Source organism: Acinetobacter boissieri (assembly GCF_900096955.1).
GTDB classification, from domain to species: domain Bacteria; phylum Pseudomonadota; class Gammaproteobacteria; order Pseudomonadales; family Moraxellaceae; genus Acinetobacter; species Acinetobacter boissieri.
This window is the reverse complement of record NZ_FMYL01000011.1, coordinates 63,601-85,422: the sequence shown is the minus strand read 5'-3', so window position 1 is coordinate 85,422 and position 21,822 is coordinate 63,601. Positions and strand designations below refer to the sequence as shown.

The following is a 21,822-nucleotide window of genomic DNA, read 5'->3' as shown; positions in this document are numbered from 1 at the left end:
CGCTAAAATCAATGTGTTATATGCAAATGCCAATAACAAATGTAGTGTATTCAAACGCCTCATTCTTGAACTCGTTATCGATACATCCGCTGTCTGCGAGGCTGTCCCGATTACATAGCTAAAATAAATGAAATCTGAGTACGTAGGTTTAGCAGTTTTAGGAAATTCTAATCCAGTTTCTTCTTGTTTTTGATAAGCAACATAAAAGTCATGTGCATAGTGGATTGCAAAGATAGTATGTACAAAAAACCATGTGCTCACAATTGTAAAAATAGACAGTGCAACACGAGCATATTTAATATTTGCTTGATTAGGAATGTGTGATAAATTCACTAATATTGCACATAAGCACATGATTAATGCAATAAATACCAGTAATAAAATGGTCCACTTACCTTCATCTTGTTTTTTAGCACGACGAACAATATGTTCTTGTTGATCTCCTTTAAGTTGAATAAAACTACAAATCAAATAGAAAATTACAGCAGTATTCCAACTAATTAGAGTTACTGTAGACCATTTCCAATTTGTAACCAGATTTAAGATCAAAGCGATCGTTAAACCAACAGGAATCATGGTGTAAAAGCGAGGGTGGTGGATAATACTAAAATAACTTCTTCTCAGATAATTCATAAATACTCCTTGTTATTATTGTTTAGTGTGTGGTGGTCAAGCTTAAATGAAGATGAATTGTTCCATAACTATATAATATTCTGCTTAGTTGGATTATTTTGTTCTAAAATAATTATCATAAAGTTTTTGTATTTAGGTTAATCGATGTCCATAAACTCAAAAGAAACACAGATGATAAGCACACAAGATTATTTGCATTGGTTTCGTCATTCTGCTCCTTACATTAATGCACATCGTAGTAAAACCTTTGTTATTTTGTTTGAAGGTGCGGCATTAAAACAAGATGGGTTCCACCATATTATTCATGATATTGCTTTGTTGCACTCATTAGGTATTCGCTTAGTTTTAGTACATGGTGCTAGAGAGCAAATTGATGATGCGATTGCAAAACAGGGAATTGAAACGCCTACATATTTGAATCGTAGAGTCACGACTAGAGAAGCACTTCCAGAAGTCATGAGTGCAGTAGGTGCATCTCGCTTATATATTGAAGCATTATTGTCGATGGGCCTTGCTAACTCCCCAATGTTTGGTGCAAAAATTGATGTAGTTTCTGGTAATTTTATTACCGCAAAGCCTTTTGGTATTCATGACGGTATAGATTTTCATTTAAGCGGAGAGGTTCGTGCTGTAGATACAGTATGTATAAATAGTTTATTAGAACAAAATAATATTATTTTACTTGGCCCTACGGGATATTCAACGACAGGTGAGGTTTTTAATTTACTTTCTCAAGAAGTGGCAACTAAAACAGCAATTGCATTAAATGCAGACAAGCTAATTTTTCTATGTCATCAAGAGGGTTTGAAAAATACAGCAGGTCAGTTGTTAAGAGAGATTTCTCCACATCAATTAGATGAATATATTGTGCATGAACGTGATGTAGATCTGCAACTGTCATTACTGTTGCAAAGCGCTAAAGAAGCATCTTTAAATGGGGTACAACGTGTACATTTACTGCCTTTTTCTTATGATGGTGCATTAATTCAAGAATTGTTTACCCGAGATGGCATGGGAACAATGATTACAGATGCACATTATGAGCAGGTACGTACTGCTACAATTCACGATGTCGGTGGATTAATGGAGTTACTTAAACCTTTAGAAGAGCAGGGTATTTTGGTCTATCGTTCTAGAGAGCGTTTAGAGCATGAAATTGATCAATTTGCAGTAATTGAGCGAGATGGGACAATTTTGGCCTGTGCTGCATTATACCCGATGGAGATTCAACAAAATGAAGTGAGAAGTGCTGAAATAGCATGTGTTGCTGTGCACTCTGGTTATCGAAAGTCGAACAGAGGGCAACAAATTTTAGATTTTCTTGAACAAAAAGCGAAGCATTTAGGAATTGAATATATATTTGTATTAACGACAAGAACAGCACATTGGTTTTTAGAGCAAGGTTTTGTACAGGCGAGTGTCGATGATTTACCGAGTAGTCGACAACAGCTGTATAATTATCAGCGTAACTCACAAGTATTTAAAAAAAATGTATGTGTGAGTTGAATAGATAAAATCGATTATGCTTACTTGATTTTTTCATAAAAAATCAAGTAAATTCAATGCACAAATAAAACTAATTGATCTAAAATCAGTTATTCAAATTCTCTGATAGATCGCCATTATGGAACTTAAAAAAAGTACGCAAAAGCGTCATCAGCTTTTAAATGCAGCTTTGGATGTTTTTTGTGTATACGGGTTTACTGGTGCAAGCTTGGATGAAATTGCTAAGCGTTCAGATATGCATAAATCAAATATTTTCTATTATTTTTCAAATAAAGAAGCATTGTATATTGAAGTGCTGACTTCTGTGCTACAAAAATGGCTAGAGTCTATGCAAATGTTGGATGTTGATGAAAATCCTGAAGAAATGCTTACTCAGTATATTGAGAGTAAATTGGAGTTTTCTCGCTTAAATCCGAAAGCATCTAAGTTATTTGCTTTAGAGATTATTCAAGGAGCACCTTATATTCAAACTATTTTAAAAGGTTCGATTAAAAAATATTTTAAACGTAAGGTAAAAGTGATTGCTGAATGGCAGGCTCAAGGAAAAATAGCAAAAGATATTGAACCTGAACTATTTATTATGAATTTGTGGTCAGTGACGCAAAGCTATGCTGATTTTGATACACAATTTGAAGTGCTTACAGGAAAAACGTTACGTAATCGTTCTTTCAATCAAGCAGCGATTAAAAATAATGTTCAGTTATTGTTGCATGGCGCACTTGCTAGATAGTGTAGGGGAAAGGTACATGCGTGCTATAAGTGAAAGGTCCGTCCCTCATGTTTTGATGTAAGCCAATAAGTATATGCCGTTGAAGCTATTTTACTTAAGATTTGTTATGTATTAAAAAATAGGACAGATATTTTTGACCAGATTTAAATGGGTTATATTAGAAACTGTAATCTATTCAATGCACTGAAAGTAATTATTTTTTTATGACTTTAACTGTTGAAAATCAGTTGCATTGATTACTCGCTCCATGACTACAATAGGTGCGACAAATTTTTCTGATTCTTTACGATAAATTTCGATAAAACCTTCTCTTAACCAAAATGCAAGTGCCTTTACATTCGATGCAACAACAGCAATACGTAATTGATGACAATTCCATTGGATTGCTTGTTGAATAATAAATTCTAGTGATTGAGGTCCATAGCCTAAACCTTGGCGAGTGGTTATAAATAATAGTAACCCAATAAATATAGTGTTTTCGTTGGGGTAGCCACGAATCAAATCTATGCATCCAATCATTTGTGTTTTTTCATAGATCCCATAAAAGAACTTTGCATCAAGTGAGCAGCCTTGTGGTACGGCAAGTAAATCTTGATGTGTTGCATCATTGTTGGGTAAATGTCCTAAAACAATTTGAAAATAATCTGTAGATGCATTGTAAACCGATTGAAGTTGCGCAATATCGGTACTTTTTTCAGCAAATAACTGACGGTAAGAAAGTGTCATGAATAAAAACCTAAAGTATTAAAGTATGTCGCCATTTACGATAGACCAATGATATGGCATAAGCTCACGAAGTGGTTTAAAGAGTAAGATATTGTCAGATGTACTTACAGCCACTTGAACATGTCCCCCCCAATGCGCCAGTCTTTCTTGGCAAATACCACAAGGGGTTAAAAATAAAATTTGAGAATGTTCAGATTCTCTGTAAATACACAAAGAGTGTGTCACTTTTTCATTGATTTTATGAGCTTCTAAACAAGCCCCCATTTCCATACATACAGATAACGCATCATTTTTTACATCAGGTGCGATACTGGTAAGAATTTTACCACTTTCAGTTGCAAGTACAGCGACACCACCTGAGCCTTGAGGGTAGCGTAATGACATGAAGTCTAGAGCTGTCTGAAGTAATTTCTGCTGCATAATGTCTTTTACCTTTTTAATTTTTGCCAAATATTTAAATGTGATGGTCAGGGATTTATGACTGTATTGGGGGTATGAAATAAATGCTTATGTTTAGATCAAATTTAAATTAAGTCGATTAACCAAATGTGATACGACCAACGAATCTATATTAAATGGTATTTAGCAGGTACGCTTTTATTTCTTGGGTAATTGATCTACTGATGAAGGGTTACTTTTTTATCTTGAATGTTTTAAACGTATTTTTACTCTTAAAGAGGCTATATTGATATCAAGTGGCGATACTTAAAAATTCATATGTCCATTTAGCCATCAATCATCAGCTCTTTTATCGATGTTGTAATCTAGATAAAACCAGATTTTACGTAAACAACAATAACACCCATGATTGAGAATATGGCAAAATAGTCACTTAAACAGATAAGCATTATTGACTGATCTATGAAATTACTTCGCTTAAATGCAGCAACACAGCAACTCAATTTGCCTAAGACCGCCGTGACGATTGGTAACTTTGATGGTGTGCATTTAGGGCATCAGGCCATGATTGCGCAATTAAAAGCTGTCGCTCAAGAGAATCACCTAAAAACCCTCGTTATGCTGTTTGAGCCACAACCGCTTGAAGTATTTTACGCAGATGATGCACCACCTAGAATTTCCTCTTTACGTGAAAAAGTAACGTATTTACATGAATTAGGGATAGATTATATTATTGTTGCTCGATTTGATGATTTTTTACGCCATCAAACGGCAACTGATTTTACTTTGGTTTTAAAGGAAAAACTCAATACAACCACTTTGGTTTTAGGTGACGATTTTCATTTTGGTAAAAACCGCCAAGGGAATACTAATTTTTTACGCCAGCAAGGTTTTGTTGTAGATAACCTTGAAACAGTGGTTTTAAATGGTGAGCGAGTCAGTTCTACGCGTATTCGTGAAACCCTACAAGCAGGCAATTTACCACTGGCTGCACAGTTGTTGGGTCGACCTTATAGTATGATTGGGCGAGTACAGCACGGTGATAAACTCGGTCGTACTTTAGATTTTCCAACCATTAATGTCGCATTAAAACGTCATAAACCGTGTTTAAAAGGAATTTATGGCGTTGATGTGAGCTGTGAAACACAATCTTTGCCTGAAAAAGTATATAAAGCGGGTGGAACTCAAGGCATACTAGGCTATCAGCCACATACATTATTTGGGGCCGCGAATTTAGGTACACGCCCTGCTATTCAGCAAAAAAAGCCACAATGGCGGTTAGAGGTACACTTTCCTGATGTTTCTGCTAATCTGTATGGCTTACTGATGCGTGTCACTTTTTTGCACTATTTACATGGTGAGCGGAAATATCCGTCATTTGAAGCATTAAAAGCAGGAATTCATGATGATGTTTTGCAGTTACGACAATATCGTACTCAGAACACACGTTTTCCTTTTCACTAATTTTTTATTTTGAAATACAAAGAGTTTAAATACTCTGAAAATACTGGAAGTCACTTGCATGAGCGATAAGCAAAATCCTGAAAATGTCGTGGACTATAAAGCCACATTAAACTTACCGGGCACAGAGTTTGCAATGAAAGCGAACCTTGCGGTACGTGAAATAAAATGGTTGCAAGAGTGGTATGCAGACAACATTTATCAGCGAATTCGCGAGTCCCGTATAGGCAAGAAAAAGTATATTTTGCATGACGGCCCGCCGTATGCAAATGGTCAAATTCATTTAGGCCATGTAGTGAATAAAGTTTTAAAAGATATTATTGTGAAAAGTAAAACTTTAGATGGTTTTGATGCGCCGTATGTGCCTGGTTGGGACTGTCATGGTTTACCGATTGAACTAAAAGTTGAAGAAAAAGTAGGTAAAGTAGGTCAAAAGGTAGACGCTGCTACGTTCCGTAAACATTGCCGTGAATATGCTTTGAAACAAGTAGACATACAGCGTAATGACTTTAAACGTTTAGGTATATTGGGTGATTGGGATAATCCATATTTGACCATGGACTTTAAGCAAGAAGCTAATATTGTACGTGCAGTGGGTGCGATTCAAAAGAATGGTCATATTCAACCCGGCTTAAAACCAGTCAACTGGTGTTTAGATTGTGGTTCTGCATTGGCAGAAGCAGAAGTTGAGTATGAAGACAAAAAATCAGATGCAATAGATGTTGGTTTTGGCATTGTTGATTTAGCAGCTTTGTCTGAACGTTTAGGTGTAACCGTAACAAATTCAACCGATATGGTGATTTGGACAACAACACCATGGACTATGCCAGCAAACCAAGCAGTGGCAGTGCATGCACAAATTGAATACCAATTGGTTCAAGTACAAACAGAACGTGGTTTACACAATTTAATCTTGGCCAAAGATCTTGTTGAGTCTGCATGTGAGCGTTATGGGTTAGAAAACCCTGTTGTCTTGGCAAACTTTCTGGGTGATAAACTCGAAAAATTACTGTTACAGCATCCATTAATTGCGACACGTCAAGTGCCCGTTATTTTAGGCGAACACGTAATTGCAACCAGTGGTACAGGTGCAGTACATACCGCCCCTGGTCACGGTGTAGACGATTACAAAGTCGGTTTGCAGTATGGGTTACCTGTAGATAACCCTGTGGGTGGAAATGGTGTGTATCTACCAACTTCACCACTGTTTGCCGGTGAACATATTTATAAAGCCAACCCAAAAATTATAGCGGCTTTGGCTGAAAACTATCGCTTGTGGGCACATGTTCCAATTCGTCACAGCTACCCACATTGCTGGCGTCATAAAACCCCAATTATTTTCCGTGCTACACCACAATGGTTTATTAGCATGGATCAGCAAGGGTTACGCCAAGCTGCATTAAACTCAATTGAAAATGAGATTGAGTTTATTCCAAACTGGGGTAAAAACCGTATTGAGTCGATGATTGATGGTCGCCCAGATTGGTGTATTTCTAGACAGCGTACATGGGGTGTGCCAATTCCATTTTTTGTGCATAAAGACAGCAATGAATTGCACCCACGTACAGCTGAACTGATTGAAGAAGTGGCACAGTTGATTGAAAAAGAGGGCATTGATGCATGGTTTAACCGTGAACCAAAGGATTTCTTAGGTGATGAAGCTACGCAGTACAACGCAGTGCGAGACACACTTGATGTATGGTTTGACTCAGGTACAACGCATTATGCAGTGCTTGATCAGCGTGCTGAACTAGAAAGCCCTGCGGATTTATACTTAGAAGGCTCAGATCAACACCGTGGTTGGTTCCAATCTTCACTACTGACTTCTATGGCGATTCATGGTCGTGCACCGTATAAAACGCTATTGACGCATGGTTTCACAGTCGATGAAAAAGGGCGTAAATTGTCTAAATCACTGGGTAATTATATTCCTTTAGAGGAAATTACCAAGCAATTGGGTGCAGATGGTTTACGTTTATATGTTGCTTCAAGCGACTACCGCTATGAAATTGCAGCCTCTAAAGAAGTCTTTAATCGTGTAAGCGACAGCTATCGCCGTATTCGTAATACATTACGTTTCTTGTTGGCGAACCTTAAAGGTTTTCAACCAAGTACTGACTTATTACCAACAGAACAGCTGATTTCATTAGATCAATATATTTTACAGCGTGCCAATGAAGTACAAAATACAATTGTAGCCTCATATGCTGAAATGAATTTTCATGCTGTATGTAGTGCGTTAACGAATTTCTGTATTAACGACTTAGGTGGTTTTTATTTAGATATTATTAAAGACCGTCAATACACGACCAAAGAAGATTCACAAGCGCGCCATTCAGCACAAACTGCGCTATATCATATTGTACAAGCGTTTGTACGTTGGATCAGTCCAATTTTGAGCTTTACTGCCCAAGAAGCATGGCCGTTGATTCCTGAGCAAACTGAAAAATATGTCTTTACAACACAGTGGTATGACTTACCAAACGTGGTATCGAATGTATTGTCTGAGCAAGATTGGCAACAACTGATTGCAGTGAAGTCTGCAGTGAATAAGCAAATTGAAGTGGCACGTAATGCTAAAGCTGTGGGTGGTAATTTGTCTGCTAAAGTCACTTTGTGGGCAACACCTGAGTTAGAAACACTATTGAATCGTTTAGAAAATGAATTACGTTTTGTTTTAATTACCTCGCAAGTAGACGTACAGGCATGGTCAGAAAATGAAGGTGATACAACTGAATTACAAGGCTTACGTGTTGCAGTGACCAGTGCAGATGGTGAAAAGTGTGCACGTTGTTGGCATGTATTACCAGATGTAAATACACATGCAGGTCATGTTGGCTTATGTTCTCGTTGTATTGTCAATATTGATGGTGCTGGTGAAGAGAGAAAATATGCCTAACTCACATGTGAAGCCAAAAACAAAATTTCATGTGTCAAATATGCTATGGCTTGGACTATCTGTCCTTGCCATTGTTATAGACCAGTGGACAAAATCAATTGCGAGTCAGCACTTAAACTATGCTGACCCGCAACATGTTGTGCCTTTACTGAACTGGACGTTATTGCATAACTATGGAGCTGCTTTTAGCTTTTTATCAGATGCAGGTGGTTGGCAACGTTATATTTTTACGGGTTTAGCTGGACTGGTTTCAGTCGTGTTTGTCTATTGGCTCATGCGCATGCCTAAAGGGATCTATATACTGCCTGCTGCCATTGCGTTAATTTTAGGTGGTGCAATTGGTAATTTAATTGATCGTGTAACGTTAGGTTATGTGGTTGATTTTATTCATGTGTACTATGAAAGCTATAATTTTCCTGCATTTAACATTGCAGATAGCGCCATTACTTTGGGCACAATTTTATTATTGGTAGACACTTTCTTTTTAGAAAAAAAGCGTCAAGCAGGCCATAAAAATGACTGATATTGTTTACCCCAACGAAGAGATACGTATTGAACAGGGAAGTGCTGTAAGGTTACATTTTTCTGTCGCACTCGAAAATGGTGTCGAGATTGATAATACACGGCAACATGATGCGCCTGTGCAGTTGGTGATGGGTGATGGCAATTTACTACCGGGTTTTGAAAAAGCACTTTTAGGCCTAAAAGCAGGGGATCGCCGTACAGTACATTTGCCGCCAGAAGATGCTTTTGGTCCGTGGAATCCAGACAATATACAGCGCTTTGATACGGTGAAATTTGAAGATATGCCTGCCGAAGGACATATTATAGAGTTTGAAGATAAAGCTAAAGCCAGTGTCTTTGGTGTGGTGAAATCTGTAAATACGGATATTACAGAAATAGATTTTAATCACCCGCTCGCAGGAAAAAATATTACGTTTGCAGTTGAAGTATTTAAGGTTATACCTAGTGGTCAACAGGCGGTGAACTTGCTTGAGTGATTGATGTTTTAGCGTACATCTACAATGGTATTTTTAGCATCGACAAGTACAAAGTCACTGTTAATTTTATACCATTGTTGCGTTGTTTGAGGTTGAGGTAGGTTGTACGCTAGAGCACTGACTTTGTAACGGTCACTTTGGTAATGCTGAGGAATGGTATAACCCGTTTTCCATTTTAGTTGTTTTAAACGTTGAAATCCTCGTTCTTCTCTAGCGCGTCTGCGCTCTTGTAAGTCATCAAATAAATCGTCATTGTTACTGTAGTTTGCCCCCATATTATTCATACTACGCCCACCAGACATGCGTTCACCGCCACCCGGCATGCCTCCACCAAATCCACCACCACCGCCAGACATACCGCCCCCACCAGGTCCTGCAAAAACTAGTGTAGTGACGCATAAGTTTAAGGTACACGTGACTAAAATACGCTTTTTCATCGGGCACGCTCAAAAAAGAGATGATTTATTAAACACTAGTGTAGTGTATTACGCCTATCGAATTACTAAGAAATTGTGAAGATCATAACGTGGTTTATTTAACAAACTAAACAATTTATGAATTTTTAGTCATAATTGTGCATTTATACTTTGACCATTCATATTTTGACTGTCTTTGCCCATCAGATATAAATAGCTTGGCATGATTTTTTCTGCTGTTGGTAAACTTAGAGGGTCTTCATGTGGAAAGGCTTTCGCTCGCATTGCAGTACGTGTTGCGCCTGGATTAATACAGTTAAAACGAATATTCGGGTAGGTATTTTCCTGTGCAAAAATTTGGCTGAGTGCTTCTATACCAAACTTAGATACCGAGTAAGCACCCCATAAACCTCGTGCTTCACGTCCCACACCTGAACTGGTAAAAATCACAGAGGCATCTTCTGATTTTGCCAATAAAGGCAATAAAGTTTGCGTTAGTGCAAATGGTGCTTTGAGATTGACGGCCATGACTTCTTCCCATGTTTCTAAGTCATAATTGGCTAAAGGAACACGTTCACCCAATAGTCCTGCACTGTGTAAAATGCCATCTAATCGGCCAAACTGTTGTTCTAGTGTGTTGAAAAGTGCTTCGTAATCACGTACAGATGCACTCGATAGTTGCAGTGGTAAAATGGCAGGCTGTGGCGCACCTAAGTTTTCAATGTCATCATAAATCACTTCAAGTTTATTAAGTGTGCGACCATGCAATACCACGGTTGCACCGTGTAAAGCGTAACTAATGGCAGCCGTACGGCCAATGCCGTCGCTTGCACCTGTGACTAAAATAATTTTACCTTTGAGTAAGTCGGGTGCGGCTTGATATGTTGTGTTTGGCATAAAAAGATCTCCCTGTTCAATTTTAAATTTGCTTGAGAATACTGTGCTGTAGTGAGGGTACATCATGAACAATACTATCTGCTTGCCATACGGTCAGGTCATCTTTATGGGCATGTGGTAAATAGCCATACGCTGCAAGTATGGTATACATATGTGCTGCTCGTCCTGCATCGATATCTCTTGGATGATCTCCAACATAGATAATGTCTTGAGCATCAATATCAATGTTTTGAGCTGCTAGAAACATAGGCTCTGGGTCAGGCTTAGTATTTTTTACATCTTCTGGGCAAACTAAAACAGCACATCTCTGATCTAAGTGAAGTGCTTTAAGTAGACGCTCAGATAAATATCTAGGTTTATTCGTTACAATACCCCAAGGAATTTTTTTTTCTTCAAGCAGACTGAGTAGCTCAGGCATACCCTGAAATAAACGACTTTCTACCGCAATATTATTTTCATATTCAGTTAAAAATAGTTGTCGATAGTGCGTGAATTTTTCATCTTGTGGTGATATATCTGGGTAGGCCAATTGCAACATGGCTCTAGCCCCTTCAGACACTTGTGCACGTATGGCATCTGCATCAATTATCGGTTTATTTTCAGCTTTGCACATGGCTTGTATGATGCGAATAAAGTCAGCTGCTGTATCAATAAGCGTACCATCTAGGTCAAATAAAACCGCTTTTTTCATGATCATGCCTCACGTTGTGTATGTATCATATAGTTCACATCAACATTTGGTGCGAGCCAATAATGCTTAGTGAGCGGATTGTAGTGCAGTCCTATACTATGCTTAAAGGTTAAATTGGCTGCTTGAATATCTTGTTTGAGTTCACTTGGACGAATGAATTTATGGTAGTCATGTGTGCCTTTTGGCAGTAATCTTAAAATGTACTCAGCACCAATAATTGCAAATAAGTAAGACTTCGGATTACGGTTAATGGTTGAAAAGAAGACGTGCCCGCCTGGTTTGACCAATTGCTGGCATGCTTTAATAATTGATGCAGGGTCTGGTACATGCTCTAGCATTTCCATACATGTCACGACATCATATTGCCCTGCATGTTCTTTAGCCAATTCTTCTACTGGAATTTGTTGATATTGGATATTATGAACAGATTCTTTTTCAGCGTGTAAACGAGCCACATTGAGTGGTGCTTCACCCATGTCTATACCGAGTACTTCTGCCCCGAGTCGAGCCATACTTTCAGATAAAATACCACCACCACAACCAACATCGAGTACTTTTTTACCCTGTAAGCCTTGTGCATGTTGGTTAATCCAATTTAAACGTAATGGATTGATTTCATGGAGTGGGCGAAATTCTGAAGTTTGGTCCCACCATTTTTCTGCAAGCGCTTCAAATTTAGCAATTTCTTGTTGGTCTACATTGAGTACTGACATATTGATACCGATCCGTCGCTTTTATTTTGTATTTTCTAGTGTAGCTTGTATTGATGAAAAGTGATAATAGATAAAAAAAACTTCACACAAACAAGACGTTTTAAGCATGAATATTTTTCAATAAGGAGGTACTCTATAGGTTGAGAATATGACTTGAGTAGGATTTATAGGACATTATGAAAAAATTTATTATTCATGGAATTGCGGCAACAGTGATGGCTTTCTCTGTACAGGCAATGGCTGCAGAACCATTTGTTGCAGGTAAAGATTATACGGTATTAAAAAATCCAAGCCCTGCCACAGGTAATAAAATCTTAGTTCGTGAGTTTTTTTGGTATGGTTGCCCGCATTGTTTTAAATTAGAGCCATATATGCAAACATGGTTGAAAGCCATGCCAAAAGATGTAAATTTCCTCCGTACGCCTGCAGCGATGAACCCTGTTTGGGAGTCTGGTGCTCGTACTTATTATGCATCTGAGCTATTAAATGTCCGTCAAAAAACGCATTTACCACTGATGCATGCCATCCATGTAGATAATCAACAAATTTTTGATCAAGCATCGGCTGCAAAATTTTTTACGAAGTACGGCGTGCCTGAAAGCCAATTTAATAGTGCCTATAATTCTTTTGCTGTGAGTACTCAGGTTGCCGAGTCGAATAAGTTAGCACAGCAGTATCAAATTACAGGTGTGCCCGCTATTATTGTAAATGGCAAATATATGATTCAAGGTGAAGATGGGAAAGTGACACAAGTCTTAAACTATCTTTTAGAAAAAGAACGTAAAGCAAAATAGATTCAAAGCCATGGGCGTATCTTTTATAGATTGAAGGTGCGTCCTTTTAGGTTGTTAGACAACAATTGCACGCTTTAAAAATACAAGCTTTTTGAAGCTTGCACGTAAGAAAACTACTTTTTCAGGACTCATCTGCGTATCTATTTTATGGAGTTTGATCCACTGTTTTGACCATACCATAGAGAGTTGTAATAAAAGGTCGGCATAAGTTCTGAGTGTGCTCTCTTCACACAGTTGATAATACTCAAGACGTCTAACATCAAGCATGAGGTCATTTGCTAAATCATCTACATCATGCTCAATACTATTTTCTAAAATGGGATAACCGCCCCAGCGTTCTGATACAAAAAAATGCCAATAAAGAGCATGTTCTTCTACCGATTTAAAGAACATAGCTAAACGTACTTCAGAGTCTTCTTCAGCATGTGTTGTAAATCTTGCACGAGATTGAAATAAACCACTTTTAATAAATACACCAACTTGGTCAACTGTTGCTTGAGCAAGTAAATCTTTATTGGGGAAATAGCGATAAATTGCACTAGGGACTAAGCCGACTTCACTGGCAATTTGTCTAAAACTAATGTTATAAAATGGTTGGCCGTGATAACTGAGTAACAGCACTTTATCAATAATATTTTGTCTATTTTGAATTTTTCGTTCAGCACGTATCGACATATTGCATTAATCCATCGTTTACTTTCAATCGTAAAATGTAAAAATGTAAGTGTCCTTACATGAAACGGCATAAGGCTTAAATAGAGTATGACCCTTGTTTATGACAAAGGCCATAATAAAATTGAATTATTTTTGTGCTAAATAAGCTTTAGCAACATTGAGCACGTAGTCTTGGCAAGCTGCTCCTGTTCCTGGATTGTAGTTACCATTGTTAGTTAAGTTATTTGAAAGTACTCGAATACCTAAAAATGGAACTTTGTAAAGAGATGCAACTTGTGCTGCTGATGCTGTTTCCATTTCCTCTACAGAGGTTTTGTAGTTTTGGTGAAAGTATTGAATACGGTCTAACTCGTTGTTCCAAACATCTGCTGAACCAATTACACCTTCAACGACTTTACCTTGTGTATATGTAGATTTAAGGCTGTTTGCAGCCGCTAAGAGTTTAGAATCACCCTCAAAGCGTAGGTGACGTATTTCTTCTTCAGGGGTGTTGTTTTTTGGCAATAAGTTAAATGATTTATGCCATGTGAGTGAGTTAGATCCTTCACCAAGTACTTTTTTATCAGTAATAAATGCCCCAATATTTTCTGACTCTTTACCCAATACAATATCAAATACTTTTAATTCAGGGTCATGGCCACCCGCTGTACCTTGGTTAATAATGGCTTTTGGGTGGTAGTGCTCAATGGCTAAAGTAGTTGCAGCTGCAGCATTTGACATCCCCATCAGTGTGCGGGAAATTACAATAGGGTAGCCTTGATACGTTCCTTCCCAAAACTGCCAACCACCATAGGTTTTTGTTTTTACACCTTTTAATTGGCTGATCATACGGTCAGTTTCAATATCTAATGCACCTTGAATTACAACAGGGGCTTGTTTTGTAGTTGCAGCATGTAACTGGACAGCAGCAATGAGTGCGCTTGAAAGTACAACTGACTTAAATACAGTTTTAAACATCAGGAAAGCTCCTAAAAGTAAGTTATTGTAAAGCTTTTACGTATTGAATCACGAGTTGAGATGAGTTTTTTGCGGCCAATGCAAAGAATGTCCCTTCTTCATTTTCACCAGCACCACCACCTGCAAGGTCAGAGACTGAACGGAATACAATAAATGGTACGCTATTCACATATGCTACGTGACCAATGGCTGCAGATTCCATATCTACCACATTGGCTTTAAAGGTATCTGATGCAAATTGACGAAGTGCTGCATTATCCATGAAAGATTGCCCTGAAACCCCATTTCCACCAAAAATGATTTTAGGGTTATGGCTAAGGCAATGTTTGTCTGCAGTACAGCGGTCTAGCGCTGGCTTAGCCAAAATAGTTTTTGCTTGAGCCAATAAATTTGCATCGACCTTGAACCAGAATTTTTCTTCAGGGTTCGCTGTACCATTGGCAATTTGTACATCTTGTGGGTAAATCATACCAAAATTAGGGTAAGGTGTTTTTAAAAAGCCCGGTGCAACAAATTTGCCGTTTACTTCACGTGCCATAATACTTTCTAAATATTGACCCCATTGATCTGGTACAGACACATCACCAATACTGAGCGCAGGGTTTACACCACCTGCAATGCCAGAGAATACAATATTTTTAACATTAAAATGATCTAAAGCCATTTGTGTGGTCATGGCAGCATTCACCATAGACATGCCAGATAAGAATAAAACAACATCTTTATCGCCAATTTTACCTGTATAAAATACGGTGCGATTAACAATGTGTTGTTTAGAGTCTTTGAGTGCGGCTAAAAGCTCAGGAATTTCAGGTTGAAATGCACAGACAATGGCTGTGCGTGATGTTGCATCAATTTTATGTGCAAATACGCTACTGCAGAGTATACAGGCCATAAAAAACGTGAGTATTCTTTTCATATTATCTACCATCATTAATATATAAATGTATTACTTTAAAGCAAGCAATGTGCCAAAGTGAATGTTTTATAGGGATATTATATTCAGTTAAAGCAGGAGTTTTAAAATTTTTATTGAAATATAAATTAAATTTTATCAATTTTAACAAATGATATATTTGGTTATTTCTACCCCAATATCATCTAAAACTCAGTCATAAAATTAACATTTTTTAATATAAATGAAATAAAATAGACACTTAAATTTAACATTAATCTGATTGTACATTTATCTGAGTTCATTACTAGTGGCATATAAATTGCTTGCTAAAATGAGAGCGGTTCTATTTGATATTTATCGATTTGCAATAATAATTCTGATTTAGGAGAGCATTATATAATGTCAACCAAATTAATGAGCTGTGTTTTAGCAGCGACAGCAACATTTTGTGGCATGGGGCAAGCAACGGCAGGTATGGATGCAACGCTTTGGGGGATTTATAGTAATGATACTAAATTCAACCCTAAAAAAGTTGAGAATGCTTACCTAGAACTTGAGTACTCGGGTCAAACAGGTCCAATCGATTGGTATGGTTATTTTGATGCGCCAAAGTATTTTGGTGGTAATGATAATATTACGGGTGTATGGGATAAAGATAAAAATACGTCATTTATGTTTATGGAACATGAGCCAAAACTATCATTTAACCGTTTAACAGGTAAAGACTTATCTGTTGGACCATTTAAAGATTGGTTTATTGCAACAGATTATATTTTAGATGCCGGCAATGATGTGTCTACACGCCAACATACGTTGTACTATGGTGTAGGTACATCAATTGATACACATACCAAATTAGGTATGAATGTGAATATTTATAAAAAACAACAGTGGGAAAACTACGGTGCGCCGAATGCTTATACGTCGAATGACGGCGGTCGTTTACAAGTACAATTCTTTTACCCAATTTATAGCTTTGCAAATGGTGGTAGCGTAAATTACTTCACTTTTTCTAATTATGACTTTGGTTCTAAGTTAGGCGATCAAACGTTACAAGCAACAGGTAAAGCAACACGTACCAATGAAGCATTTGTATCTACACATATTTTTTCTTATAACTTGAAAAGTTTCCGTGCATATACTGCCGCACGTTATTTCCATAATGGTAGCCAGTTTAAAGATGGCGCTATCACCAATTGGGGCAGTGGTGATTTTGCACAAGACAGTACAGGTTGGGGCTATTACATTGGTCTAGGTTATAAATTTTAAGTGATGGTTTCTAAAATAGTGCGGTATAAACCGCACTATTTTTATGAATGATTACAAAATAAAAATAGTATTTAAAGTGTTCTGAATAATTATTAGCTTTTAGGCTCTTCATTTTTATATAAAAGGTAATCAATAGATATTCCAATATTTTAAAAACTACATTTATGGTGAATTAAATGACACATACAACTGATAATAATAGTACTATGACACCTGCAGAATGTTTGCAAGATATTAATTTCACTGCTCAATTTCTATTAGAGAACGATGCAGGTATAAAAGCGAAGAATTGGGTAGTCTATCCTGAAAATATTCAAAAAATTTTAGAGGCTCAAAAAGAAAAAGTAGTTGATGTTAAAACGGTCAGAGATTGTATAGCGCTAGTAAGACCTTTTTTAAATGCAATTCGTAAAGCTCATATTGGATTACAAAGTGAATCTTTACTGAGCTTATTCTTAAAAACTTCAGAACCTAATAAAGAAGAGTCAGTTACAACTCAAAAACTATCAGAGCTCACTTCTTATATTGCAGTTCCTTCTTTTGGGCTTTCTGTGAAAAAACAATTAGAAAGCTTAATTGAAAATAACCAAGATAATATTCTACATGCAAAATACTTAATTCTAGATTTACGGAAAAATGGAGGTGGTTTTGATGATGCAGCTGAGCCATTGTTTAAGCTTTTGGGTGAGGCAGAGTATTGGAGTGAAATACCCCAAATTTACATCTCACCTGCCAATATTCAAGCATACAAAGACCTTCAAAACAGAATTCCAGATGAGGAATTAAAAGCACAGCTCGCTGCCATTATTAAAAAAATGCAATCTAAAAAAAATGGTTGGGCTTATACGACAGAAGATAATACTGCCTTACAGTCAAAGAAAATTACTAAAAAGGATGTATTGGCAAACCCTGTAAAAGTTGTAGTTTTAATTGATGAAAATTGCGGTAGTTCAGGGGAGGAATTTGTTAAGTCTGTAAGGCAAAATCCAAGAGTAGTGACCATGGGACAAAATACTTATGGCGCACTCGATGCTTCTAACGTGAGAGAAAAACAAACACCGTCTAAAAAGTTGTATATATGGTATGCAACAACGTATGTACACCGCCGTGCAGGCCAAGAAATTGATAATATTGGTATTCCACCTAGTATTAAACTACCAAAACCAGTAGACCAACAAGCCTATGACAATGAAGTAAAATTGGCTCAAAATTACTTAGAAAATGTGAAAGATAAATAAATATATAAAATAGGAAAAACTGATGTTTAAAAAGAACCATATTTTTAAAACTGTATTCTTGATGACAACGACTGCCTTGATGATGAATCAAATGACGCATGCAACCGATGCATCTACGACCATGACACCTGCAGAATGTCTACAAGATCTTAATTTCACTGCTCAATTCTTATTAGATAATGATGCGGGTATTAAAGGGCAACGTTGGGAGTCGTATCCTGAAAATATTCAAAAAATTTTAGAAGCTCAAAAAGAGAAGGTAGTTGATGTTAAAACGATAAAAGAGTGTAGAAATATTGCAAACCCCTTTTTAAATGCAATTCGTAAAGGGCATATTGGTTTAAATGGCCTATCTATCAAAAATGAACTCCCAAAAACCTTAGTACCTGAAAAAGAAGAGATCGTGACTACTCAAAAACTATCAGAGCTCACTTCTTATATTGCAGTTCCTTCTTTTGGGCTTTCTGTGAAAAAACAATTAGAAAGCTTAATTGCAAATAACCAAGATAATATTCTACATGCAAAATACTTAATTCTAGATTTACGGAAAAATGGAGGTGGTTTTGATGATGCAGCTGAGCCATTGTATAAGCTTTTGGGTGAGGCAGAGTATTGGAGTGAAGTGCCTCAAATTTATATCTCACCTGCAAATATTCAAGCATACAAAGACCTTCGAAACAGTATTCCAAATGCTGAATTGAAAGCACAGCTCGCTGCCATTATTAAAAAAATGCAATCTAAAAAAAATGGGTGGACCTATATGACAGAAGATGATACTGCCTTATTTTCAGAGAAAATTACTAAAAAGGATGTATTGGCAAGCCCTGTAAAAGTTGTAGTTTTAACTGATGAAAATTGCGGTAGTTCAGGGGAGGAATTTGTTAAGTCTGTAAGGCAAAATCCAAGAGTAGTGACCATGGGGCAAAATACTTATGGCACACTCGATGCTTCTAACGTGAGAGAAAAACAAACACCATCTAAAAAGTTGTATGTATGGTATGCAACAACGTATGTACACCGCCGTGCAGGCCAAGAAATTGATAATATTGGTATTCCACCTAGTATTAAACTACCAAAACCAGTAGACCAACAAGCCTATGACAATGAAGTAAAATTGGCTCAAAATTACTTAGAAAATGTGAAATAAAAGTATAGAAAGGTGGAGAAGAAAGGCTTACTTCGCTCAGCGATAAGTGAAGACCACTTGATCATATAGTATATTGAATCGTGTGTTGACTGGTTTATATGTTATTTAAATTTTAGTTTAACGGCTTTAAGCACTTTATTGTGTTGTCAAATGATGATTTATAAGGTGTTTACAATAATAAACATCTGTATACATTCATGAAATTTTCTAACGTCAAATATATGCTGAGGTTTGGTCTGTACTATTTGGAGAATATTTATGGCATAAAAATGCCATAAATATCTGTTACAATCTCACGCAATTGATTTTTATATATTGAATAAGGATACTTGGTTATGCGTATTGACCAACGAACAGCAGATCAGCTACGTGATGTTAAAATTACTCGTCAGTATACCCGTTATGCAGAAGGTTCTGTACTTATTGAGTTTGGTCATACCAAAGTGCTATGTACTGCAAGTGTTGAACACAGTGTGCCACGATTTTTAAAAGGTAAAGGCCAAGGCTGGGTGACTGCTGAATATGGTATGTTACCTCGTTCAACACATACACGTTCAGACCGTGAAGCGGCACGTGGTAAACAAAGTGGCCGCACACAAGAAATTCAGCGACTTATTGGCCGTAGCTTACGTGCCATGGTTGATTTGAAAAAACTAGGTGAAAATACAATTACGATTGACTGTGACGTTATTCAAGCAGATGGTGGTACCCGTACAGCAGCTATTACAGGTGCTGCAATTGCACTTGTAGATGCAGTGAATACACTGATTGAAAACAAAAGAATTAAGCAAGATCCACTTAAAGGACTTATTGCTGCAATTTCTGTAGGTATTTATCAAGATCAAGCATTGTTAGATTTATGTTATGAAGAAGATTCAAATTGCCAGACAGATTTAAATGTAGTAATGACCCAAAGTGGGGAGTTTATTGAAATTCAAGGTACTGCTGAAGATAAGCCTTTTACCCGTGAGCAATCAAATCAGATGCTCGAGCTTGCAGAGCAAGGGATTCAAAATTTAATTAAAAAACAACAAGAAGCATTAGGTTGGTAATACAATTTAATGGGCATTTTAAAAACCAGTGTGATGACACTGGTTTTTTTATGTGGATGTATTGGCTTATTTTTATTTGATTGCACTAAAATATATACGTACAAATGAATTTTGTGCTAATTTAACGAGGCATAGTAAACAGCTGTCTAAGTTGTAAAAGCGCAACAGAGCCATCTAACTTAAATATGTATACTAATGTCGTATTTGATTTAGAGCGGTGAGTCAATAAGGTACTTTAAACGTGATTGATATGTGTAGTTTTTAAATAATATTGATTTAAACATTACGCTACTTGGAAAAGGAAATGGAGTCGGGCATGTCATATTATACGATTATGTTTGAAACAGATGATGCAAACTTTGGACGTGTAGAAGATGCAATTCACATTGTTTCTAAAGGGCATTGCCAAAAAATTGCACATAATTTTTGGGTTGTAAACACGATTCATCCCGATGCCAAGAAAGTACGTGACTACATCAAAAATTATCTAAAACTAGACTTTGATGATAAAGTCTTTGTTGTTGCAGTCAAAGAAGACGAGTCTCCTTGGGCATCTTGGGGCTTGGACAAACAGGTTGTAGATTGGTTAACATCTAGACCTTAAATTGCTGTATCGAACTATCAAATATATTAAAGAAGATGGAATTTTACTTTAAAAAGGTGAGTGTAAAATGATTAATGTTGCTATTAACGGATTTGGCCGTATCGGACGTAGTTTTGTGCGTGCGCTACAAGCAAAGCAAAATGAAATTAACGTCGTTGCCATTAACGATCTTGGATCTGTAAAACAATTAGCACATCTATTAAAATATGATACAGCATTTGGTAACTTCCCAGCGGAAATACGCTTTGAAGAAAATGCAATTTTTATTGGCGACAAAAAGATCGCTGTATATCAAGAAAGAGATCCAGAAAATCTACCTTGGAAAGAATTAGAAATTGATGTTGTTTTAGAGTCTACAGGTGTATTTGTAAGTGGTCCTGCTGCGTCAAAACACTTAAAAGCAGGTGCGAAAAAAGTCGTTATTTCTGCGCCAGCATCTGACGTAGATTTGACGATTGTTCATGGTGTAAACCAGCACTTATATGATTCAGAAAAACACAACATTGTGTCAAATGCATCATGTACAACAAACTGCCTTGCACCACTTGCAAAAGTATTGAATGACAATTTTGGTATTGAAAGTGGTTTAATGACGACTATTCATGCATACACGCAAGACCAAAATTTACAAGATTCACCGCATAAAGATATGCGCCGTGCACGTTGTGCAGCACAAAACATGGTACCTACATCTACAGGTGCTGCAAAAGCGATTGGTCTTGTTATTCCTGAACTTAAAGGCAAACTTGACGGTTATGCAGTACGTGTACCAGTAATTACAGGTTCTATGGTTGACTTAACATTGAACCTGAAAAAAGAAACAACACTTGAAGAAGTGAAAGCAGTTGTTAAAAAAGCAGCTGAAAATGAAATGAAAGGTGTACTTCAATATACAGAAGACGAAATTGTATCTTCTGATATTATCAAAAACCCTTCATCTTCAATTTTTGATGCAGAATTGACAAACCTTATGGGTGGTAAATTCCTTAAAGTAACAAGCTGGTACGATAACGAATGGGGCTTCTCTAACCGTTTGATCGATACAATTCAGGTTGTTGCAAAATAATCTAAACTGAAAAGTTTAAAAGCCAGTATCACGTTGTGTGTACTGGCTTT

The 21,822-nt window shown here is 36.9% G+C and carries 23 protein-coding genes; 13 read left to right on the top strand and 10 right to left on the bottom strand.

From position 1 onward, the window contains the following. The coding region (locus BLS38_RS11270; RefSeq protein ID WP_092749657.1) for a DUF1345 domain-containing protein at positions 1 to 633 on the bottom strand (633 nt) is incomplete at its 3' end. 144 nt (positions 634 to 777) lie between these two features. Here BLS38_RS11270 and argA point away from each other — a divergent pair. Continuing rightward, complete coding sequence (gene argA / locus BLS38_RS11265) at positions 778 to 2,139, top strand: amino-acid N-acetyltransferase (protein ID WP_092749655.1); 1,362 nt, start codon at positions 778 to 780, stop codon at positions 2,137 to 2,139. A 118-nt stretch (positions 2,140 to 2,257) separates the two neighbouring features. Beyond that, positions 2,258 to 2,869, top strand: coding sequence for a TetR/AcrR family transcriptional regulator (locus BLS38_RS11260; RefSeq protein ID WP_092749653.1), 612 nt, complete (start codon positions 2,258 to 2,260; stop codon positions 2,867 to 2,869). A 201-nt stretch (positions 2,870 to 3,070) separates the two neighbouring features. On the opposite strand, the gene BLS38_RS11255 is transcribed toward BLS38_RS11260, so the two are convergent. Beyond that, a complete protein-coding gene (locus BLS38_RS11255) occupies positions 3,071 to 3,595 on the bottom strand; it encodes a GNAT family N-acetyltransferase (RefSeq protein WP_092749651.1) in 525 nt (174 codons plus the stop codon). 18 nt (positions 3,596 to 3,613) lie between these two features. After that, positions 3,614 to 4,015: a cytidine deaminase gene (locus BLS38_RS11250; protein ID WP_092749649.1), complete on the bottom strand. Its 402-nt coding sequence runs from the start codon at positions 4,013 to 4,015 to the stop codon at positions 3,614 to 3,616. 441 nt (positions 4,016 to 4,456) lie between these two features. On the opposite strand from BLS38_RS11250, the gene ribF reads away from it, so the two are divergent. The 4 genes from ribF to BLS38_RS11230 are packed head-to-tail and all read left to right on the top strand — an operon-like array spanning position 4,457 to position 9,355. Beyond that, positions 4,457 to 5,458 (top strand): bifunctional riboflavin kinase/FAD synthetase, encoded by a 1,002-nt coding sequence (gene ribF, locus BLS38_RS11245; RefSeq protein WP_092749647.1) that lies wholly within the window; start codon positions 4,457 to 4,459, stop codon positions 5,456 to 5,458. Positions 5,459 to 5,516: 58 nt separating this feature from the next. Further along, positions 5,517 to 8,354, top strand: coding sequence for an isoleucine--tRNA ligase (gene ileS, locus BLS38_RS11240; RefSeq protein WP_092749645.1), 2,838 nt, complete (start codon positions 5,517 to 5,519; stop codon positions 8,352 to 8,354). After that, positions 8,347 to 8,877 (top strand): signal peptidase II, encoded by a 531-nt coding sequence (lspA, locus tag BLS38_RS11235; protein ID WP_092749643.1) that lies wholly within the window; start codon positions 8,347 to 8,349, stop codon positions 8,875 to 8,877. Before ileS ends, lspA begins: the two co-directional genes overlap by 8 nt. Continuing rightward, positions 8,870 to 9,355, top strand: a complete 486-nt coding sequence (locus tag BLS38_RS11230) for an FKBP-type peptidyl-prolyl cis-trans isomerase (protein WP_092749641.1) — start codon at positions 8,870 to 8,872, stop codon at positions 9,353 to 9,355. The genes lspA and BLS38_RS11230 overlap by 8 nt, the downstream gene beginning before the upstream one ends. An 8-nt stretch (positions 9,356 to 9,363) precedes the next feature. On the opposite strand, the gene BLS38_RS11225 is transcribed toward BLS38_RS11230, so the two are convergent. The 4 genes from BLS38_RS11225 to ubiG form a co-directional block, all read right to left on the bottom strand. Continuing rightward, entirely contained in the window at positions 9,364 to 9,792 is a 429-nt protein-coding gene (locus BLS38_RS11225) for an RcnB family protein (RefSeq protein WP_092749639.1), read from the bottom strand. Positions 9,793 to 9,921: 129 nt separating this feature from the next. Then, the gene (locus BLS38_RS11220) at positions 9,922 to 10,668 is read right to left on the bottom strand and encodes a YciK family oxidoreductase (protein ID WP_092749637.1); all 747 of its coding nucleotides are present in this window, start codon (positions 10,666 to 10,668) and stop codon (positions 9,922 to 9,924) included. 22 nt (positions 10,669 to 10,690) lie between these two features. Beyond that, positions 10,691 to 11,359, bottom strand: coding sequence for an HAD family hydrolase (locus tag BLS38_RS11215; RefSeq protein ID WP_092749635.1), 669 nt, complete (start codon positions 11,357 to 11,359; stop codon positions 10,691 to 10,693). A gap of 2 nt (positions 11,360 to 11,361) precedes the next feature. Continuing rightward, positions 11,362 to 12,072 (bottom strand): bifunctional 2-polyprenyl-6-hydroxyphenol methylase/3-demethylubiquinol 3-O-methyltransferase UbiG, encoded by a 711-nt coding sequence (ubiG, locus tag BLS38_RS11210; RefSeq protein ID WP_092749633.1) that lies wholly within the window; start codon positions 12,070 to 12,072, stop codon positions 11,362 to 11,364. Between the two features lie 176 nt (positions 12,073 to 12,248). Between ubiG and BLS38_RS11205 the strand changes: the two genes are divergently transcribed. Then, positions 12,249 to 12,866: a thiol:disulfide interchange protein DsbA/DsbL gene (locus tag BLS38_RS11205; RefSeq protein ID WP_092749631.1), complete on the top strand. Its 618-nt coding sequence runs from the start codon at positions 12,249 to 12,251 to the stop codon at positions 12,864 to 12,866. A gap of 54 nt (positions 12,867 to 12,920) precedes the next feature. On the opposite strand, the gene BLS38_RS11200 is transcribed toward BLS38_RS11205, so the two are convergent. The 3 genes from BLS38_RS11200 to BLS38_RS11190 all read right to left on the bottom strand — a co-directional run bounded on the left by BLS38_RS11200 (position 12,921) and on the right by BLS38_RS11190 (position 15,417). After that, positions 12,921 to 13,541, bottom strand: a complete 621-nt coding sequence (locus tag BLS38_RS11200) for a TetR family transcriptional regulator (RefSeq protein WP_092749629.1) — start codon at positions 13,539 to 13,541, stop codon at positions 12,921 to 12,923. A gap of 126 nt (positions 13,542 to 13,667) precedes the next feature. Then, positions 13,668 to 14,501, bottom strand: coding sequence for a 5'-methylthioadenosine/S-adenosylhomocysteine nucleosidase (locus BLS38_RS11195; RefSeq protein WP_244518292.1), 834 nt, complete (start codon positions 14,499 to 14,501; stop codon positions 13,668 to 13,670). Between the two features lie 19 nt (positions 14,502 to 14,520). Further along, positions 14,521 to 15,417, bottom strand: a complete 897-nt coding sequence (locus BLS38_RS11190; RefSeq protein ID WP_092749625.1) for a 5'-methylthioadenosine/S-adenosylhomocysteine nucleosidase — start codon at positions 15,415 to 15,417, stop codon at positions 14,521 to 14,523. Between the two features lie 378 nt (positions 15,418 to 15,795). On the opposite strand from BLS38_RS11190, the gene tsx reads away from it, so the two are divergent. From tsx to gap, 6 genes are all read left to right on the top strand, one after another. Next, the gene (gene tsx / locus BLS38_RS11185) at positions 15,796 to 16,665 is read left to right on the top strand and encodes a nucleoside-specific channel-forming protein Tsx (RefSeq protein ID WP_092749623.1); all 870 of its coding nucleotides are present in this window, start codon (positions 15,796 to 15,798) and stop codon (positions 16,663 to 16,665) included. 176 nt (positions 16,666 to 16,841) lie between these two features. Next, a complete protein-coding gene (locus BLS38_RS11180; RefSeq protein WP_092749621.1) occupies positions 16,842 to 17,903 on the top strand; it encodes a S41 family peptidase in 1,062 nt (353 codons plus the stop codon). A gap of 22 nt (positions 17,904 to 17,925) precedes the next feature. Next, positions 17,926 to 19,050 (top strand): S41 family peptidase, encoded by a 1,125-nt coding sequence (locus BLS38_RS11175; RefSeq protein WP_092749619.1) that lies wholly within the window; start codon positions 17,926 to 17,928, stop codon positions 19,048 to 19,050. Positions 19,051 to 19,385: 335 nt separating this feature from the next. After that, positions 19,386 to 20,102: a ribonuclease PH gene (gene rph / locus BLS38_RS11170; protein ID WP_092749617.1), complete on the top strand. Its 717-nt coding sequence runs from the start codon at positions 19,386 to 19,388 to the stop codon at positions 20,100 to 20,102. A 316-nt stretch (positions 20,103 to 20,418) separates the two neighbouring features. Next, entirely contained in the window at positions 20,419 to 20,706 is a 288-nt protein-coding gene (locus BLS38_RS11165; RefSeq protein WP_092749615.1) for a hypothetical protein, read from the top strand. A 67-nt stretch (positions 20,707 to 20,773) separates the two neighbouring features. Then, entirely contained in the window at positions 20,774 to 21,772 is a 999-nt protein-coding gene (gap, locus tag BLS38_RS11160) for a type I glyceraldehyde-3-phosphate dehydrogenase (protein WP_092749613.1), read from the top strand. Positions 21,773 to 21,822 lie beyond the last annotated feature (50 nt).

Bases quoted from the DNA above. Each gene is read 5' to 3' on its own strand.
- argA (WP_092749655.1), top strand. From the start codon at position 778: ATGTCCATAAACTCAAAAGAAACACAGATGATAAGCACACAAGATTAT.
- BLS38_RS11260 (WP_092749653.1), top strand. From the start codon at position 2,258: ATGGAACTTAAAAAAAGTACGCAAAAGCGTCATCAGCTTTTAAATGCA.
- BLS38_RS11255 (WP_092749651.1), bottom strand. From the start codon at position 3,595: ATGACACTTTCTTACCGTCAGTTATTTGCTGAAAAAAGTACCGATATT.
- BLS38_RS11250 (WP_092749649.1), bottom strand. From the start codon at position 4,015: ATGCAGCAGAAATTACTTCAGACAGCTCTAGACTTCATGTCATTACGC.
- ribF (WP_092749647.1), top strand. From the start codon at position 4,457: ATGAAATTACTTCGCTTAAATGCAGCAACACAGCAACTCAATTTGCCT.
- ileS (WP_092749645.1), top strand. From the start codon at position 5,517: ATGAGCGATAAGCAAAATCCTGAAAATGTCGTGGACTATAAAGCCACA.
- lspA (WP_092749643.1), top strand. From the start codon at position 8,347: ATGCCTAACTCACATGTGAAGCCAAAAACAAAATTTCATGTGTCAAAT.
- BLS38_RS11230 (WP_092749641.1), top strand. From the start codon at position 8,870: ATGACTGATATTGTTTACCCCAACGAAGAGATACGTATTGAACAGGGA.
- BLS38_RS11225 (WP_092749639.1), bottom strand. From the start codon at position 9,792: ATGAAAAAGCGTATTTTAGTCACGTGTACCTTAAACTTATGCGTCACT.
- BLS38_RS11220 (WP_092749637.1), bottom strand. From the start codon at position 10,668: ATGCCAAACACAACATATCAAGCCGCACCCGACTTACTCAAAGGTAAA.
- BLS38_RS11215 (WP_092749635.1), bottom strand. From the start codon at position 11,359: ATGAAAAAAGCGGTTTTATTTGACCTAGATGGTACGCTTATTGATACA.
- ubiG (WP_092749633.1), bottom strand. From the start codon at position 12,072: ATGTCAGTACTCAATGTAGACCAACAAGAAATTGCTAAATTTGAAGCG.
- BLS38_RS11205 (WP_092749631.1), top strand. From the start codon at position 12,249: ATGAAAAAATTTATTATTCATGGAATTGCGGCAACAGTGATGGCTTTC.
- BLS38_RS11200 (WP_092749629.1), bottom strand. From the start codon at position 13,541: ATGTCGATACGTGCTGAACGAAAAATTCAAAATAGACAAAATATTATT.
- BLS38_RS11190 (WP_092749625.1), bottom strand. From the start codon at position 15,417: ATGAAAAGAATACTCACGTTTTTTATGGCCTGTATACTCTGCAGTAGC.
- tsx (WP_092749623.1), top strand. From the start codon at position 15,796: ATGTCAACCAAATTAATGAGCTGTGTTTTAGCAGCGACAGCAACATTT.
- BLS38_RS11180 (WP_092749621.1), top strand. From the start codon at position 16,842: ATGACACATACAACTGATAATAATAGTACTATGACACCTGCAGAATGT.
- BLS38_RS11175 (WP_092749619.1), top strand. From the start codon at position 17,926: ATGTTTAAAAAGAACCATATTTTTAAAACTGTATTCTTGATGACAACG.
- rph (WP_092749617.1), top strand. From the start codon at position 19,386: ATGCGTATTGACCAACGAACAGCAGATCAGCTACGTGATGTTAAAATT.
- BLS38_RS11165 (WP_092749615.1), top strand. From the start codon at position 20,419: ATGTCATATTATACGATTATGTTTGAAACAGATGATGCAAACTTTGGA.
- gap (WP_092749613.1), top strand. From the start codon at position 20,774: ATGATTAATGTTGCTATTAACGGATTTGGCCGTATCGGACGTAGTTTT.